This window comes from Limnoglobus sp. (genome assembly GCF_059499385.1).
This window is the reverse complement of record NZ_JCABYM010000139.1, coordinates 1-15,789: the sequence shown is the minus strand read 5'-3', so window position 1 is coordinate 15,789 and position 15,789 is coordinate 1. Positions and strand designations below refer to the sequence as shown.

Genomic DNA, 15,789 nt, shown 5'->3' with positions numbered 1-15,789 from the left:
CGGGAGGAAGCTCACCCCCCTCCCTAACCCTCCCCCCCAAGGGGGGAGGGAATAAGAAGAAAGCCACGTCGCCGCCCGACCCACCATCGTGAACCAACCCCATGCACGCACTTCACCCGGCGTACCTGCTCGCGAACGTCGCGGAGGTCTTCTCCCCGGCCCTCGTCTTCCACCCGAAGCTGATCGCCCAGAACATCCGCACCGTCATCGCCGCGGCCGGCGGGCCGGACCGGCTGCGGCCGCACGTCAAGACGCACAAGACGGCCGAGGTCGTGCAGATGCAACTGCTCGCCGGCGTCACGAAGCACAAGTGCGCCACCGTCGCCGAGGCCGAGATGCTCGCGGCCGCCGGCGCGCCGGACGTGCTCATCTCCTACCCGCTCATCGGGCCGAACGTCCACCGGCTGACGAAGCTAATCGCGAAGTTCCCTTGCACGGCGTTCTCGTCCATCGTCGATCACCCGAACCACCTCGCGCAGCTGACGGACGCGCTCGCCACGGCCGGGCAGACCATCGACGTGCTGATCGACCTGAACGTCGGGATGAACCGGACCGGCGTGCCGCTCGGGGAGGCGGCCGACGCGCTGTACGCGAAGATCGCGGCCGGCCCGCACACCCGGCCCGGCGGGTTCCACGCCTACGACGGGCACAACAACGCCGAGCCGCCGGCCGACCGGCAGAACGCGGCCCGCTCGACGCTCTCGAAGGTGCTGGGGATGCGGGAGGAGCACGAGCGGGCCGGCCGGCCGGTCCCGCGGATCGTGGCCGGCGGGACGCCGGGGTTCCCGGCCTACGCCGCCATCCGCGACGTGCCGGGGCTGGAGTGTTCGCCCGGAACCTACGTGCTCCACGACCTGGGCTACGGGTCGAAGTACCCGGACCTGGGGATCACGCCGGCGGCGGTGCTGGTGACGCGGGTGGTGAGCCGGCCGACGCCGAACCGGGTGACGCTGGACCTGGGGAACAAGTCGGTGGCGGCCGACCCGCCGATGCCGAAGCGGGTGTACCTGCTGGACTTCCCGGACTACACGATCGTGACGCACAGCGAGGAGCACCTGGTCGTCGAGACGGCCGAGGCGGACCGGTACTCGCCGGGGGACGTGGTGTACGCGATCCCGTCGCACGTCTGCCCGACGGTCGCGCTGCACCGCGAGGTGCTCGTCGCGGAGGACAACCGCGTCGTCGGGAAGTGGGCGGTGACGGCGCGGGACCGGGTGCTGACGGTGTGAACAAATTTATATAGCCGCCGGCTTGCCGGCGGGGTTTTGGGAGTCGCAAAACCCCGCCGGCAAGCCGGCGGCTATATCGTGTGGTCGCGACCTACAGTTCCACCCCTTCGAGTTTCAGCAGCCACTCCTTCCGCCACAGCTCGCCGCCGTACCCGCCGAGCGTCCCGTCGGCCGCGATGACGCGGTGGCACGGCACGATCACCGCGATCTGGTTCCGCCCGTTCGCCGACCCGACGGCCCGCGACGCCGTCGGCTGCCCGATCCGCCGCGCGAGTTCCGCGTAGGAGATCGTCTCCCCGTAGGGGATGGCGCACAGTTCCCCCCACACGCGCTCCTGGAACGGCGTGCCGGTTTGCTTCAGCGCCAACTCGAAGGTCTTGAGTTCGCCCGCGAGGTACGCCCGGAGCTGCCGGAGCGGTTCCTTGAGCGCGGCCTTGTCCCGCACCATGTCCGGCGTCGGCGTCCCGGCGAACGTCAGCCCGGCGAGCGTGTCGCCGTCGCCGGTGAGGAGGATGTCGCCGAGCGGCGTGGGGAAAGTGTCGTAGAGCGTGCGGGTCGCGGTGCGCATGGTGTTCGCCCGTTTGGTAGTGTTCAAATCATCATATTAAATTGCCGGACCGGGGTGGAGTTCCCGCGGCGTTCGGGGTAGTTTATCCGCGAAGGAGGCCGACCCGTGAGCACAACCGCGGCAGCCGAACCGACGATGACGGCGGACGAAGTTCTGGCGAGGTCCTTCGGGTGAAAGTGGGGCACTCGCTCCGCGAGTGCCGGGCGGCACGTCCGACCACGAACGGCAATTGCGACGGGAAAGAGTCACCCCTTCGGCACTCGCGGAGCGAGTGCCCCACTTTCAGGCCCGCCGCGCCAACTCCTGCTTCCGCTCGGCGGTGAAGTGCCACCACGGGGTCGGCGGGCCGCCGTCCATGAACCGCACCACACTGATGAACACGTCCAGCACGCACGGGTCATGCGGCGCGCCGCTGACCCGCGTGAGGTCCGCGTACATCCGGTACGGGTCGCGGCCCTTCAGGTCGTCGGGGTGATGGACGCCGATCAGCCGCAGCGTCGCCTCCATGTCCGGCCCGACGTTCACGAGCTGCCGAAGCGCCGTCGGGTTGCGCTGCCCCTTCGTCGGCGTGCGAGCCATGCCCAATCCCGGTTGACGTTATCGATTCAAGAACTGCGCCGCGCTGACCGCCCCATCGAACTCGGCGGAGAAAATGGACGTCATCGCGTCTGGTCGGCGTTCGAGGTCGAGGCGGAATCGCAGCCGCGTCTGGATCGCCCCCGTGTAAACACGGGCCGGGAACTGCCAGTATTCATCGGGTCGAAGAAAGACGCGGTGGTAGCCGTTGCCGCAACCGGAGTCGGGCTGAAATTCGATTTCCCGCCACTCACCATTGGTGTCACGGGCTTCCCGGACGAGGAAGAGCTTCGAGTCGTAGGCGTCAAATGCCACTTCGCCGGCCGTCCGGTTGACGACGCGGACCGTCATGCCGGGCTGCCCGAAGTAGTCGGCCGGTTCGTCCGGGAAGGCGACGACGGACACGGTCTCCTTTTCGCCCCATGGCTGATCGGTCAAGGTGCGTGGGTAGTTGTCACTCTTGCCGAACCCGCCAAGGGCACGCCGGTCTTCGACCCGACTGCCGACGTGATAGAAACCGCCCGTGGGGTCCGTCTCTCCGGCCGGTTCCTCCACGCGATGGCAGCCGGCCAGCGCGAAGAGAACGAGCGCGTTCGCCGCTGTCGCTCGCATGACTTGCCTCGTAGGAATCATCGCTGCGCCAGCCGGCGGTGCTTGCTCGACTTCGTCGCCACCGGGATCGCGTCCGGCGGGGCCTTCAGCGATTCCAGGAACTTCACCACCGCCGCCTGGTCGCCGGCCGGCAGCTTCTGGTACGCGGCCAGCACGCCCTTCGCGTCGCCGCGGTGCGCCTGGATCGCCGCCGCCAACGTCGGGGCGCTGCCGTCGTGCATATAAGGCGCGGAGTCGGCCACGCCCCACAGCGGCGGCGTCTTCCACTGCTGCGGGTCCGGGACGTGGCCCGGCCGGCCCGACCCGTCCGGCGGCGACGGGCCGTACCGGTCGAACGTCCCGCTCGCGTTCGGCTCCTCCAGCGCGTACAACAGGAAGTCGCTGTACACGCCCGCCACGCCGCCCAGGTCCGGGACGTGGCAGGCCGCGCAGCCCACGTCCTTGAAGACCTGCTTCCCTTGCTCGCTCGTCGAATCGGAAACTTCCACCGGCCGCGGCAGCGTGTCCACGAACGCCATCAGCTCGCGGAACTGCCGGCGGTCCAGGTCCGGCTTCGCGTCCGCCGCGTCCGGCTTGTGGAACGGCTTCGCCTGCGCGCTGTACGGCGTGCCGAGGCCGAGTTCGTTCGCGCACGCGGCGGCCACGAACTCCTCCAGCGTGGCGAAGTTCCCCTTCCACCCGAACTTCCCGACCCGGCCGTCCGCCACCGCCGGCAGTCGGCCGACCGGAATTTGCTCGAAGTTCAACTTCAGTTCCTGGAACGTGGTGCTGACGCTGCGGCGGCGGTGGTTCGCGGCGATGGCCTTCGGCGAGATGCGGTCCAGCCAGCCGATGCCGAAGAGGGCCGTGGACTGCACGTCGTGCGTCCGCACCGGGTCGAACGGCGGCGTCGGCGGGGCCATGTAGCTGCAGTGTCCGCCGATCTCCAGCGACGGCGGGGCCGGCCGCGGCTTCTCGACCGGGTACATCATCTGCAGCCGCTTCAGCGACTCGCGGTCCTCGGACGTGACGCTCTGGTCGTGCAGCACGCCGACCATGTACTCGTTCTTGTCCGGCCGCGGCAGGATTTCGTAGTGCGTGGCGTTGTGGGCGACCTCGCCGCCGCCGCCGACGCCGCCCTGGAAGTGGCAGAACACGCACGACTTCGCGTTGAACACCGGCCCGAGGCCGTCGCCGTGGGCCTTCGGGTCGTTGGCCGCCCACTCGTGCTCGAACAGCTCCCGGCCGGCCGCCTTGTCCGCGGCCGACGCGGTCGGCCCCCACCACACGGGCAGCCCGTCGGAGAGGAACTGCCAGTAGAAGACGACGGCGAGGACGACGGCCGCGGCGATGCCGACGACCCGCCGCTGGTCGCGGAGCGACATCCGGGGCTTGTCCTTCTTGGCGGTGGCCATGCGAATCTCCGTTCCGAGACCGACGGGGGATGTGTGAAGTAGATCGTACCGCCGCGGGAAACCGGGTGCAAGCGAGAGGCCCGACTTCCGAAGTCCGGCTTCGACTTCGGAAGTCGATCCCGCGCGGGGGCGTTCCTCCCTCCCGTCGGTGCTGGCCCCATTCGACTTCCGAAGTCGAAGCCGGACTTCGGAAGTCAGCCACCGGGATTCGGGTTGGCGGTCGTCGGACGGGTCGGGTAACTTGAGGCAACGCATCGCGGGAGCAGCCATGACCGCATCTCGACTTCCACCCAAACCGACCGGCCGCCTCGTCACGGCCGAGGAATTCCTTCGGGACTACTGCGAGGACTACGAGGAACTGATCGACGGCGTTCTCGTGGAGAAAGGGATGCCCTCACTTCGTCACGGACAGGTTTGCGCGAAGGCGATCCGGTTGATCGGCAACTTCGTCGAGGCCAACAACCTCGGCCAAACGATGTCGAACGATTCGCACATCCTCATCCACCGCGACCCGGACCGGATGCGCGGGCCGGACCTGTGCTTCTTCACCTTCGACCGGCTGCCGGCCGGCCCCGCGCCGGACGGCGTGACGGACCTCGTCCCGGACCTGACGGTCGAAATCCGTTCGCCGTCGAACACGTGGTCGCAAGTCTTCGGCAAGATCGGCGACTACCTGAAGGTCGGGGTGCGGGCCGTCCTCGTCCTCGACGCGGACTCGCGGACGGCGTCCGTCTACCGCCGGGACGAGTTGCAGAAGATTTTCACCGCCGAGCAGGAAGTCACCGTCCCGGAGGTTCTCCCCGGCTTCGCGGTCGTCGTCCGCAAGTTCTTCGAGTGAGGGCCGTCGCGTTCGGCCGACCCTTCTCCGTGGCGGGGCACGCAATTCTGAGATACACTTAAGTTCCTCATACCACCCGCCCAGGGGTCCCCGATGGCTACGCCGCGCCCGAACCCGTCCCTCCCCGGCGGCGACAACCGCACCCGCGTCCAGGGCGACCCGCCGCAGACGCAAGAGTTCTCCGCCGACGCCACCAGCCCGACGTTCGGCACGCCCCCGCCCGGCGGCGTCCCGGAGTTCCCGTTCCTGTCCCCGCCGCAGGCCGCCGACGAACTCGGCCGGCTCGGCGACTACCGCGTGCTGAAGAAGCTCGGCGAAGGTGGCATGGGGTTCGTCTTCCGCGGCGAGGATACCGTCCTCAAGCGGTCCGTCGCGCTGAAGGTCATGCGGCCGGAGGTCGCGGCGAAGCCGCAGGCGGCGGACCGGTTCCTCCGCGAGGGGCGGGCGGCGGCCGGCCTCAAGAGCGACCACATCATCACCGTCTACGGCGTCGGCACGGCCAACGGCGTCCCGTACCTGGCGATGGAGTTCCTCGAAGGGCTGCCGCTCGACGAGTGGATCAAGGGGCAGAAGAAAGCCGTCCCGCTGCAACACGCCCTCCGAGTCGTCCGCGACACGCTCCGCGGGCTGGCCGTCGCCCACGAGAAGGGGCTGATCCACCGGGACATCAAGCCGGCGAACCTGTGGATCGAGAAGGGCACGTCGCGGATCAAAATCCTCGACTTCGGCCTGACCCGCGGCAACGACGGCGACGCGCAACTGACGCAGGAGGGGGCGGTCGTCGGCACGCCGGCGTACATGGCCCCGGAGCAGGCGCACGGCAAGCCGGTCGATCCGCGGGCCGACCTGTTCAGCGTCGGCGTCGTGTTCTACACGCTGCTGGCCGGAAAGAACCCGTTCACCCGCGACTCGCTCATGGCCACGCTCGGCGCGGTCGGGTTCGAGACGCAGCCGCCGGTGGCGACCGTCCGCCCGGACGTGCCGGCGGAGTATTCCGCGTTCCTCGACCGGCTGTTGGCGAAGGACCCGGCCGGCCGCCCGGCGAACGCGAAGGCGGCGCTGCAGGAACTCGCGGCCATCGAGAAGAAGCTGGCCGACGTGTCGAAGACGGTCGCCACGTCGCAGCCGCTGGTGGCGATTCCCCTTCAAGAATCGGCCCCGCAGGTGTGGGGCGAACTCGACGACGAAGCTGCCCCGACGGTGCGGCTGCCGAAACCGGCCGCGGCCGGGCCGACGAAGCCGGCGAACACGAAGCTGCTCCTCGGCGGCGGGCTGTTCGCGTTCCTGCTGCTCGTCGGCGGCATCACGATCATCATCACGAACAAGGACGGGTCGAAGACGACGGTGGAAGTGCCGGACGGGTCGAAGGTCGAGGTGAAGGACGGCGGCAAGACGGTCGCGACCGTCGGCCCGCGGAAGGCGGCCGCGGCCAAGTCGCCGGTGATGGACGCCGACCGGAAGGCCGCGGAGTTCGTGCTAGCGAACGGCGGCGCGGTCACGATCGGCGAGCGGCAGTACGACCCGACGCAGGCCGCCGAGTTGCCTCCGGGGCCGTTCCAATGCGTCCGAATTTACCTGCCTGGTCGCGAACTGAGCGACGCGGAGGCGGACATGCTCTTGGCGGCCGACGGTCTCGCGAACCTGTCCATCAACTACCCCCTCACCGAGGCGAACCTGGCGCGGTTGGCCAAGCTGCCTGCGGCGAAATCTTTGATCGCGTTGCAAGCCAACGCCGCGGCGCTGACGGACGCAGGGTTGAAGCAACTCCGCGACTTCCCTCAGCTCGACGACCTCGCGCTGAGCAACGGTCGCTTCACGGGCGCGGGGCTGAAAGCCTGGGAAGGCTGGGGGCTAAAGCAACTGGGGTTGTCCCGATTGACCGACGCATTCCAGGACGACAACCTGAAATATCTCGGAAAACTGCCGAACCTTACGAGTTTGGCCCTCGATGGGAGCGGCCTCACGGACAGCGGCGTCAAGCACATCGCCGAACTCTCGGCCCTGGACAATCTCTACCTTGTCTCGGACCGCCTTTCGGACGCCGGACTTCAGCCGCTCCAGAAGCACGCCACGTTGCCCAGATTGTCACTGGGGAACCCCCAAGGGAGAGTAGGCAGGTTGACGGGGGCCGCGTTGGGCGTGGTCAGCGGCATTCCGAATCTCGCGGAGATCTTCCTGGCCAACATCCCCGTTCGAGACGCTGACTTGAAGCCGTTGCTCGGCATGGCGAAGCTCCGGATGGTTAATCTCGACCAACCCGGCGAGTTCGGCGACGCGGGGCTGCAATCCCTCGCCGCGATCAAGACGCTGGAATGGGCCTGCACGACCGGCAGTCGCGTCACCGCCGAGGGCGTGCGGACGTTCAAGGCCGCCCGGCCGGACGTGAAACTCGAGGGGCAACTGTTCGCCCTCGCCGACCCGGACCGCGCGGCGGCGGAGTTCGTCCTCCGCAACCGCGGCGACGTGCAAATCGACGGCCTCCCCTGGATCAATGCGGACGCGTCCAAGCTCCCGGCGACGCCGTTCAAGTGCAAGGCGCTCCGGTTGCCGGTCGATCGCGTTCTGACCGACGCCGAGATCGACCCCTTGCTCGGGCTGGACGAACTCGACGACCTTGAGGTGACCCATCCGCTAACGGACGCCTCCCTGGCCCGTCTCGCGGCCCTCCCCGGCTGGAAGCGGCTCACCGCCGTCACGATCCGCGGGACGAACGAGCTGACGGACGACGGGTTCAAGCCGTTCGCCATGCTGCCGAACTTACGGGCACTCGGCCTCGGCCCGTGCGGTCGGCTGAAGGGGCCGGGCCTGGACGCGCTCAAGGGGCTGCCCGTCGAGAGGCTGTTCCTGCCGCTGGGCGAGGCGTTCGCGGACGCCGACCTCGCCCGGCTGAAGGCGCTCCCGAAGCTGTCGCACCTGGACCTCAGCGGGAGTTTCGTCTCCGACGCGGGCTTGAAGCACGTCGGCGAGTTGAAGCAACTCCAATCCTTCAGCCTGGCGTCGCCGAACGCCACCGACGCCGGCGTCAAGCATCTCGAAGGGTTGTCCGAGCTGTCGTCGCTGTTCCTGTCGGCCCACGACCGGCCGGGCCTCACGACGAAGTGCCTGGACAGCCTCGTGAAACTGAAACGGCTCAAGATCATGAGCCTCGGCCTTCGATACGCGGACGCGGACGCGGCCCGGCTGGTCGCGTTCGAGGGCCTGGAGCAGTTCGGCCTCGGCGGCGAGAAGTTCACCGACGCCGGGCTGCTCAAACTCGCCGACCTCAAGACGCTGAAGGTGTTGAACGTCGGCAAGAGCGGCGTGACGGCCGCCGGCGTTACGGCGTTCCGCAAGGCCCGGCCGGACGTGACGGTGACGAGCGACTTCGACAACGCCGCGGCCCCGATCCCGGCCGCCGACCCGGACCGCGCGGCGGCGGAGAAACTGCGGCCGCACTTCACCTCGATCACGGTGCGGACGGCCGCGGGTGTCGTAAAGACGATCCCGGCCACGGCCCCGCTGCCGGCCGAGTCGTTCGTGCTGATCAGACTGTACTTCCCCAAGGCGGGGCACGATTTCGGCGGCGATTTCGTTCAGAAGGAGTTGATTCCCGCACTGTTGCCGCTCGAACATTTGGAGGCAATTTACGACCCTCTCGCCGCCATCGACTTCCGTGACCTGAACCCGAAGACCTTCGCCGGGCTGGCGTGCCGCGGGTCGATGCAGAAGTTGCACACGCGATTCCCGTTGAGCGATTCGTGGATCGACGTTTTGAAGACGTTTCCGAAGTTGTCGGCCGTCATGTTCCAGACGAAGGGGGCCACGGACGACGTGCTCATTCGGGTGCGTGAACTTTCGTCCCTCACGCACTTGTACCTCCATTCTTATCCGGGCAAACCCTCGCCGGGTTGGGCCGTCCTGACCTCCCTGCCGCTGGAACAACTGAGTCTCACGACCTCGGGGTTGTTCGACGACGCCGTCCTTCGACAAATCGCGGCCATGAAGACACTGACCTACCTGGCGATCTACGACGGAAGGCTGACCGCGGCCGGCCTCGAAACGCTCGGGAAATGCCCGTCCCTGCAGCGCCTGTTGCTGGGGCTGAAGGACCCGATCCCGGAGACGGGCTACCAGCACCTCGGCAACGGCGAGAGGCCGAAAGAGGTGGAGATCAAGACCAAGCAATTCGACGACACCAAGTTATTGCAGTTCGCGAACGCCAAATCGCTCACGAAACTGGACGTGCGAGACACGGGCGTCACCGCCGACGGCGTGAGGAAGTTCAAGGTCGCCCGCCCCGACGTGACGCTGGCCAGCAAATTCGACACCGCCACGGCCCCGGCCGACGATGCCCCCGCCGCCGACCCGGACCGCGCCGCCGCCGCGTGGGTGATCGAGCGGGGCGGGTACGTCCGCGTCCTCGGCCAGTCGCAGGACATCAAGGCCGCCGCCGACCTGCCGGCGGACCGGTTCACCCTCACGTTCGTCCACCTGAGCAACCGGCCCGTGTCGGACGCGGACCTCCAACGATTGCAACCGCTCGACGGCCTACACGTACTCGTCCTCGGTGGCACGCAGGTCACGGACGCCGGCCTGGAGAAGCTCAAGGGCTTCCCGTCCCTGACCCGCCTCGACCTCGGCCGCCTGCCGTTGACGGACGACGGCATGAAGCACCTGAAGGACCTCAAAGCCCTCCGGGTCCTGGGCCTGTACGCCGTCCCGGTGACGGACGCGGGGTTGGAGCACTTGAAGGAACTCAAGTACCTTCGCACCCTCAACGTCGGCGGGACGAAGGTGACGGCCGAAGCCGCGAAGGCGTTTCAGCAGGCGCTGCCGGATTGCCAGGTTGCGAGCAACGGCGTCATCCTCGAACGACGACTCGTCGCCGACGCGGACCGGGCGGCCGCCGAGAAGCTGCTGCCGGTGGCCGACCTGGACATCGTGCCGGCCGGGGCCGCCGCGAAGACGACGCTGAAGGTCGGCAGCCCGGTCCCGGCCGGGGCGTTCGCGATCGTCGCGATCCGGATCAACGTTTCCAACGGTCTGCCGAAAACGTATGCGGACGAGGTGCTGCTGCCGGCCGTCGCGCCGCTCACGAAACTGACGGCGCTGGTGGACACCGCGTCGCGGATCGAGCTGAGCAACGCCCACGCCGTGAAGTGGGCTGCAATCGCGTCCTGGGAGTCCATCCAGCAATTCGAACTGGCCGTGCCGTTGACCAACAGTTGGTTCGAGACGTTTCGTCAATTCCCGAACCTGACCGCCATCCACCTCACGAACGGCCAGTCCGTCCCGGCCGCGATGCTGCGGCGGCTGACGGAACTGAAGGCGCTGTCCGCGGTCCGCATTTTCAACCTGCAAGGCGGGGACCGGTGGGCGGCGGTGACGGCCTTGCCGCTGAAGCGGTTGTCCCCGTCGGACACGCCGGACCTCGACCCCGCCGGGTGCGAGCGGATCGCCGCGATGCCGGACCTGGACACGTTCGCGATCTACGGCGCGGCGCTGACGCCCGACATGCTGGCGGCGCTAGCCCCCGCCCCGAAGTTGCGGGCGCTGTCGGTCACGAAGTGTACGCTCCCGGCGACGGGGATCGACCACATCGCCCGGCTGCCGAGCCTGTACACGCTGACGTTCAAGGTGAGCGACTTCGACGACGCCCGGCTGGCGCAGCTCGCCGGGGCCGCGAGCTTGCGGTACCTGTTCGTGAAGGAGACGGCCGTGACGGAAGCGGGCGTGACGGCGCTGGCGGCGAAGCTGCCGGGCTGCACGATCGAGTGGGCCGGCGGCCGGGTGAAAAAGTGACCGGCGGGCGGCGGGACCGGGAGTCGCGGCGACTTACCCGGCGGCTAACGCCGCTCGGCTCGCCGGGCGCATGATCTGGCGAGCCGAGTTCCGTAAGGAACCGGGTAAGGGCGCTTCCATGGACCGCCACTGGCTCCTCACCTGGACCTGCTACGGCACGTGGCTGCCCGGCGACGCCCGCGGGTTCGTCGGCAACGTCCGCGACGCGGACGGAACCCACGCCACCCACAACGTCCCCGGCACGCCTTACGTCGCCGACGTTCCGCGGCTCGAAGCGTGGGTGCGGCAGCGGATGACCGGCGAGCCGGTGTCGCTCGACCGGGCGGACGCCGAGGCCATGATCGCGCAGTTCCAGGAGACGGCCCGCGTCCGCCGGTGGAAGCTCGAAGCGGCGAGCGTCATGTTCAACCACGTGCATCTCGTCGTGGGCGTCGGCGGCGACCCGGACCCGGATCGGGTGCTGGAACTGTTCAAGAGCTGGGCCACGCGGGCGGTGAAGAAGCTGCGGCCGCTGCCGCCGAACGGCACGTTCTGGACGGCGAACGGGTCGAAGCGGAAGCTCGCGGACGATGCGGCGGTACGCGCGGCCGTGGTGTACGTGGCGCGGAAGCAGCCGCAGCCGTTAGCGACGTGGTGGGCGGCCGGCTGGCAAGACATGTTGAACGAGTACGACCGGCAAGCCAAATAGCCGGCGAGCCGAGCGGCGTCAGCCGCCGGGTAAGTGACAACGTGGCGAGCCGAGCGGCGTCAGCCGCCGGGTAAGTCTTAACCCGGCGGCTTACGCCGCTCGGCTCGCCAATCACTGGCTACCGCGGGCTGTTCACCTGGTCCCCGTCGCCGGCCTTCGGCTTCGATTCGTCCGCGGCCTTCTGCCGGTCGCCGGTCGGCTCCGTGTCCAGCGGCGAGCTGTCGGCCCCGCCGGCCGCCTCGTCCACCCCGTGCGGGTGCGGCCCATAAGGGCTGCCGAGCGGCCGGGGCGTGTCCTCGTCCTTCCGCGGCGGTTTCGTTTTCTCGGCCATCGCGAGTTCCTCCACAGGCAGGGGAGGAAGCTGCGATTGGAATGCCAAAGGGTCGGGAATCGCGGGTCACACGGCCCTGCCGTATGCCCGTGTCGCGTCCTGGCCGGGCGGCGTCTTCCGCGTGGCCGCCCAATCGACGACCGCAACCCAGGCCGCGTCCTCGGCGCTGCGGGTCACGACGGCGTCCGCCCGCAGCCCGTCGGCCGCGTCGTCGTCGTCCGTGTAGAGCGTCAGCCGCAGGCCCTCGGCGAGTACGAGTTGCTGTCGGCCCAAGTCCTCGACCGTGCCGACCGTGTTCAGGCGGACCCGTCCGGCGGCGTCGGCGTTGTTGAAGTCGGCGTAGACGAGTGGAAACATAACTTCACCTTACCCGGAAACCCCGAAGCCCACAACCGCCGGCCGCGTCACGAGGCCGGGTTCGGAACGGTCGGGGTCAACAACCGGCTCGCCTCCTCCGGGCTGAGGCCGGTTAACGTCGCGTGGTTCGGGCTTCGGCCGGAGGTCCGTAACACGTCCCCGCCGGCGGCCCGGATCGCGCCCACGGTCGTCACCCCGACCTGCGCGTGCGGGACCGCGGAAGCCAGTTCCGGCAACGGGACGCCGACCCCGCACTCGACCGACACGCCCGTCGCGCCGGCCGGGTGCGTTCCCGTACCCCGGCGGATGTCCTCGGGGCGATTTCGCCCGCCCCGCACCACGATCGCCTCATCGGGAATCGGCTCGGCCATGCGTCACGCCCCGTACTTCCCGAACCGGCCGGCGTGGCCCATCGCCAGCAGCATCAGGTGCATCGCCTGGAACTGGCCGAGGCCGCCGCGGAGGCACGCCCGCTCGCCGAATTCCGTCACCTCGTCCGGCCGGGCTAGGTCCGCCGCCAGCAGCGTCGGGACCGGGTGGAAGCTGTGCGACTTCATCTTGCTCGGCGTGCTGTGGTCGCCGGTCACGATGAACACGTCCGGCTTCAGCGCGCGAATCCCCGGAATCGCGGCGTCCAGCGCCTCGATCTTCTTCACCTTCTCGTTGAAGTTCCCGTCCTCGCCCGTGCTGTCCGTGTACTTGTAGTGCAGGAAGAAGAAGTCGTAGTCGGTCCACGCCGCCTTCAAACGCGCGACCTGGCTCTCCAGCGTGTCGCCGGCGTCCAGGATGTCCATGCCGACCAGCCGCGCGAGGCCCTTGTACATCGGGTAGACGGCGATCGCCGCCGACCGGAGGCCGTACAGCTCCGGGAACGTCACGATCTGCGGATAACTCGCGAACCCGCGGAGCGTCAGCCCGTTCGTCGGCGCGTCGGCCTTCAACACCTCGTTCGCCTTCGCGATGAATTGGTTGATGAAGTCCGCCGTCTTCTGACCCGCCGCGTCCGCCCCCTTCGCGAGAAGCGGCGGCACGCCGACCGCCTGCGGGTCGGTGTCGTTCACCTTGTCGCCGAGGCCGTCGCCGCGGACGACCAGCACGAACCGGTGCTCCTTCACGGGTTCGACGAACAGCTCGCAGCCGGGAACCTTGATCGTCCGCAGCTTGTTCACGATCTCGACGCACCGCTCGGTCGTCGGCCGACCGGCGCGGCGGTCGGTGATCTTCCCGTCCGCGCCGAGCGTGCAGAAGTTCCCGCGGATCGCCACGTCTTTGGAAGTGACCTGAAAATTGATGCCGAGCGCTTCCAGGATGCCGCGGCCGATGCGGTACTCCAGCGGGTCGTACCCGAACAGCCCGAGGTGGCCCGGCCCGCTCCCCGGCGTGATGCCCGGCAGCACCGGCAGACTCAACCCCGTCACCCCATCCTTCGCACACGCATCGAGATTCGGCGTCTTCGCCGTTTCCAACTCCGTCAACCCGCCCGGCGTCAGCGGCAGCCCGCCCAGCCCGTCGGCCACCAGCAGCACGATCTTCGACCCGTTGCTCTCGCGCAATTCCTGGACCAATTCGTGCGTCTTCATGCGTTTTTGCTTCCCGTGTGAAATTGTGAACTAAGGTTGCGATGCCGAGGGGCACGTCCCGGCTCATCTTACGGACGATGGGCCGACCCGCCGGGGCGCGTTAAGCCGGAGAGCCGCCGCGATGCAACTGCCTGACGAAAACATCGAATACGACTTCCGCCGCCTGCTCGCGCCGCCGGCCGACGCGTGGACGCCGCTGGCCGAGTTGCAGGCCAAGCACTTCCTGTCCATCGACAAGCTCGACCCGATGCGGACGAAGCTCAACGCCATCCGCGGGCAGATCGCCAGCGAGCGGGAGCTGCAGAACCCGCCGGCCAAGCTCCAGCCCCTTCAGGTCGGGTACATCGACCTGCCGCAGAAGCTGCTCGACCAGTTCCGCCGCAAGGGGGACCAGAGCGAACTCGGCAAGCTCAACCGGATCGCCACCCGCATCCGGGAGAACTGCGACCGGTTCATCGTCCTCGGCGTCGGCGGCAGCTACCTCGCCGGCAAGGTCCTGTTCGAGGCCCTCTGCCACAACCACCACAACGAGATGCCCGCCAAGATGCGGATGGGCAAGCCGCGGCTCTACTTTGAAGGCAACAACCTGGACAACGACTCCGTCCAGGAGCTGATCGAGCTGTTCGACCACAACTGCGTGGACCTGGACCTCGTCGAGGAACGCTGGGGGTTCGCCGTCATCAGCAAGTCCGGCGAGACGCTGGAGACGGCCGCCGCGTTCCGCGCCTTCCGGGCCGAGGCCGCCCGGTTCTACGGGCCGAAGTCCGAGTGGCTGCGGAAGATGATCGTCCCCGTCACCGGGGCGCGGAGCAAGCTCCGCGACCTGGCGAAGGCCGACGGCATCGCCGACGACGACATCCTCACCATCCCGGACGACATCGGCGGCCGGTACAGCGTGTTCACCCCGGTCGGGCTGCTCCCGGCCGCCGTCGTCGGCCTCGACGTGCGGGCGATGCTCATCGGCGCGGCCGCCATGACCAAGCGGTTCCTCGAAGAGCCGTTCGAGCGGAACCCGGTCCTCCTGTACGCGGCCGTCAACCACGTCATGACGGAGGAGCACGGCAAGACGACCCGCGTGATGAACGTGTGGAACAAGAAGCTCGAGGCCGTCGGGTTCTGGTACGACCAACTGCTCGGCGAGTCGCTCGGCAAGTTCGGCCGCGGGGCGACGCCGCTGACGGCCGTGTGCAGCCGCGACCTGCACAGCCGCGGCCAGCAGCACCAGGACGGGACGCGGGACAAGCTCATCAACAACCTGATCGTCCGCACGTGCAAGCACCCGCCGGTGATGGTCGGCATGTCCGACCGGAACGAGGACGACCTGAACGGCATCAGCCGCAAGGGCTACCCGGACCTGCTGGAGGCGGCGTTCCGCGGGACGAACGAGGCGTACTACGAGGCGGCCCGGCCGACGGCGGACATCATCCTGCCGAACATCAGCGAGCACACGATGGGGCAGCTGCTCCAGATGCTGATGCTGGCGACGGCCGTGGAGGGCCGCCTGTGCGGCACGAACCCCTACGGCCAGCCGGGGGTGGAGGCGTTCAAGGGGAACCTGATGCGGATCCTGAAGGCGTCGCCGAACCTGCCGAAGGGCGAGGTCCGCGACGCCGCGAAGGGGATGTGACGGGGGAACCCCGGCGAGCGTCGGGGCGTAAGCCCGACGTGGCCGCGGAGTCACGGCGGCGTCCTCGGATCGGGGGAAGCTCGTCGCCCGTCGGATAGCCACGTCGGGCTTACGCCCCGACGCTCGCCGTGCCGGGCCGACGGCCGGGTGGCCGCGACGGGGGAAAGAATCCGTTCGCCCGAAAACCGCCCCGACCGGGTGGGGTGAG

The 15,789-nt window shown here is 68.6% G+C and carries 13 protein-coding genes; 5 read left to right on the top strand and 8 right to left on the bottom strand.

The window, feature by feature from the left end:
* The first annotated feature begins 101 nt into the window (after positions 1-101).
* The gene (locus AC5JJ2_RS24200; RefSeq protein ID WP_495860616.1) at positions 102-1,229 is read left to right on the top strand and encodes a D-TA family PLP-dependent enzyme; all 1,128 of its coding nucleotides are present in this window, start codon (positions 102-104) and stop codon (positions 1,227-1,229) included.
* Positions 1,230-1,320: 91 nt separating this feature from the next.
* Here the strand turns inward: AC5JJ2_RS24200 and AC5JJ2_RS24195 are convergent, their stop codons facing one another.
* The 4 genes from AC5JJ2_RS24195 to AC5JJ2_RS24180 form a co-directional block, all read right to left on the bottom strand.
* Positions 1,321-1,797: a methylated-DNA--[protein]-cysteine S-methyltransferase gene (locus AC5JJ2_RS24195; protein WP_495860615.1), complete on the bottom strand. Its 477-nt coding sequence runs from the start codon at positions 1,795-1,797 to the stop codon at positions 1,321-1,323.
* A 282-nt stretch (positions 1,798-2,079) separates the two neighbouring features.
* The gene (locus AC5JJ2_RS24190; protein WP_495860614.1) at positions 2,080-2,376 is read right to left on the bottom strand and encodes a helix-hairpin-helix domain-containing protein; all 297 of its coding nucleotides are present in this window, start codon (positions 2,374-2,376) and stop codon (positions 2,080-2,082) included.
* Positions 2,377-2,394: 18 nt separating this feature from the next.
* Entirely contained in the window at positions 2,395-2,985 is a 591-nt protein-coding gene (locus AC5JJ2_RS24185; RefSeq protein WP_495860613.1) for a hypothetical protein, read from the bottom strand.
* Positions 2,986-3,002: 17 nt separating this feature from the next.
* The gene (locus AC5JJ2_RS24180; RefSeq protein WP_495860612.1) at positions 3,003-4,379 is read right to left on the bottom strand and encodes a di-heme oxidoredictase family protein; all 1,377 of its coding nucleotides are present in this window, start codon (positions 4,377-4,379) and stop codon (positions 3,003-3,005) included.
* A 268-nt stretch (positions 4,380-4,647) separates the two neighbouring features.
* On the opposite strand from AC5JJ2_RS24180, the gene AC5JJ2_RS24175 reads away from it, so the two are divergent.
* From AC5JJ2_RS24175 to AC5JJ2_RS24165, 3 genes are all read left to right on the top strand, one after another.
* Entirely contained in the window at positions 4,648-5,217 is a 570-nt protein-coding gene (locus AC5JJ2_RS24175) for a Uma2 family endonuclease (protein ID WP_495860611.1), read from the top strand.
* Between the two features lie 93 nt (positions 5,218-5,310).
* Positions 5,311-10,998 carry a protein kinase domain-containing protein gene (locus tag AC5JJ2_RS24170; RefSeq protein ID WP_495860610.1) on the top strand — a complete coding sequence of 1,896 codons (5,688 nt, stop codon included), beginning with the start codon at positions 5,311-5,313 and terminating at the stop codon, positions 10,996-10,998.
* Between the two features lie 118 nt (positions 10,999-11,116).
* A complete protein-coding gene (locus AC5JJ2_RS24165; RefSeq protein WP_495860609.1) occupies positions 11,117-11,686 on the top strand; it encodes a transposase in 570 nt (189 codons plus the stop codon).
* A 118-nt stretch (positions 11,687-11,804) separates the two neighbouring features.
* Here the strand turns inward: AC5JJ2_RS24165 and AC5JJ2_RS24160 are convergent, their stop codons facing one another.
* The 4 genes from AC5JJ2_RS24160 to AC5JJ2_RS24145 all read right to left on the bottom strand — a co-directional run bounded on the left by AC5JJ2_RS24160 (position 11,805) and on the right by AC5JJ2_RS24145 (position 13,954).
* A complete protein-coding gene (locus AC5JJ2_RS24160) occupies positions 11,805-12,017 on the bottom strand; it encodes a hypothetical protein (protein WP_495860608.1) in 213 nt (70 codons plus the stop codon).
* A 66-nt stretch (positions 12,018-12,083) separates the two neighbouring features.
* Complete coding sequence (locus tag AC5JJ2_RS24155; protein WP_495860607.1) at positions 12,084-12,374, bottom strand: hypothetical protein; 291 nt, start codon at positions 12,372-12,374, stop codon at positions 12,084-12,086.
* A 47-nt stretch (positions 12,375-12,421) separates the two neighbouring features.
* Entirely contained in the window at positions 12,422-12,745 is a 324-nt protein-coding gene (locus tag AC5JJ2_RS24150; protein WP_495860606.1) for a flavoredoxin, read from the bottom strand.
* A 3-nt stretch (positions 12,746-12,748) separates the two neighbouring features.
* A complete protein-coding gene (locus tag AC5JJ2_RS24145; protein ID WP_495860605.1) occupies positions 12,749-13,954 on the bottom strand; it encodes a 2,3-bisphosphoglycerate-independent phosphoglycerate mutase in 1,206 nt (401 codons plus the stop codon).
* A gap of 121 nt (positions 13,955-14,075) precedes the next feature.
* Between AC5JJ2_RS24145 and AC5JJ2_RS24140 the strand changes: the two genes are divergently transcribed.
* The gene (locus AC5JJ2_RS24140) at positions 14,076-15,581 is read left to right on the top strand and encodes a phosphoglucose isomerase-related protein (RefSeq protein WP_495860604.1); all 1,506 of its coding nucleotides are present in this window, start codon (positions 14,076-14,078) and stop codon (positions 15,579-15,581) included.
* Positions 15,582-15,789: the final 208 nt, after the last annotated feature.